This is a genomic window from Rhodosalinus halophilus (assembly GCF_003298775.1).
GTDB classification, from domain to species: domain Bacteria; phylum Pseudomonadota; class Alphaproteobacteria; order Rhodobacterales; family Rhodobacteraceae; genus Rhodosalinus; species Rhodosalinus halophilus.
This window is the reverse complement of the sequence record NZ_QNTQ01000046.1, coordinates 1-1,326: the sequence shown is the minus strand read 5'-3', so window position 1 is coordinate 1,326 and position 1,326 is coordinate 1. Positions and strand designations below refer to the sequence as shown.

2 rRNA genes are annotated in these 1,326 nt (G+C 60.0%); both read left to right on the top strand.

What is annotated here, in order from left to right:
- Window positions 1-957 (top strand): 23S ribosomal RNA (locus DRV85_RS18810); the annotation flags it as partial.
- Window positions 958-1,063: 106 nt separating this feature from the next.
- Window positions 1,064-1,178: ribosomal RNA gene (gene rrf, locus DRV85_RS18805) — 5S ribosomal RNA — on the top strand.
- The last annotated feature ends 148 nt before the right edge of the window (window positions 1,179-1,326 follow it).

The following is a 1,326-nucleotide window of genomic DNA, read 5'->3' as shown; positions in this document are numbered from 1 at the left end:
GTAGCGAAATTCCTTGTCGGGTAAGTTCCGACCTGCACGAATGGCGTAACGACTTCCCCGCTGTCTCCAACATCGGCTCAGCGAAATTGAATTGCCTGTCAAGATGCAGGCTTCCCGCGGTTAGACGGAAAGACCCCGTGCACCTTTACTACAGCTTCAGACTGGCATCAGGATTGCGATGTGCAGGATAGGTGGCAGGCTTCGAAGCCGGGACGCCAGTTCCGGTGGAGCCTCCCTTGAGATACCACCCTTCGCACTCTTGATGTCTAACCGCGGCCCCTGATCGGGGTCCGGGACCCTCTGTGGCGGGTAGTTTGACTGGGGCGGTCGCCTCCCAAAGAGTAACGGAGGCGCGCGAAGGTTGGCTCAGAGCGGTCGGAAATCGCTCGTTGAGTGCAATGGCAGAAGCCAGCCTGACTGCGAGACTGACAGGTCGAGCAGAGACGAAAGTCGGCCATAGTGATCCGGTGGTCCCGCGTGGAAGGGCCATCGCTCAACGGATAAAAGGTACGCCGGGGATAACAGGCTGATACTGCCCAAGAGTCCATATCGACGGCAGTGTTTGGCACCTCGATGTCGGCTCATCTCATCCTGGGGCTGGAGCAGGTCCCAAGGGTACGGCTGTTCGCCGTTTAAAGAGGTACGTGAGCTGGGTTTAGAACGTCGTGAGACAGTTCGGTCCCTATCTGCCGTGGGTGCAGGATACTTGAGAGGAGTTGCCCCTAGTACGAGAGGACCGGGGTGAACGATCCACTGGTGGACCTGTTGTGGCGCCAGCCGCAGTGCAGGGTAGCTATGATCGGACGGGATAACCGCTGAAGGCATCTAAGCGGGAAGCCCCCCTCGAAACAAGGTATCCCCGAGGGCCGTGGTAGACCACCACGTCGATAGGCCGGAGGTGTAAGCGCAGCAATGCGCTCAGCTGACCGGTACTAATGGCCCGACAGGCTTGATCCGATCCAGTGACCGCAGATGGGGCACGGATCCGGCACAAGTCGTACAACAAGCACACCCAGTGACCCCTGACCTGGACACAACAACCCACACCCGGGCGCTTGCCCGGTCTGGTGGCCATAGCGCGAGCGAAACACCCGGTCCCATTCCGAACCCGGCCGTTAAGCGCCGCAGCGCCGATGGTACTGCGTCTCAAGACGTGGGAGAGTAGGTCGCCGCCAGACCTGACAAGCGCCCGGCCAGTACGACCAAAACGTATCTCTCGAAAACGATCCAGGGCGGACGCACACAACCAAAAGCGCCGCACGAAAAACACCACCGCGGGGTGGAGCAGCCCGGTAGCTCGTCAGGCTCATAACCTGAAGGTCGTAG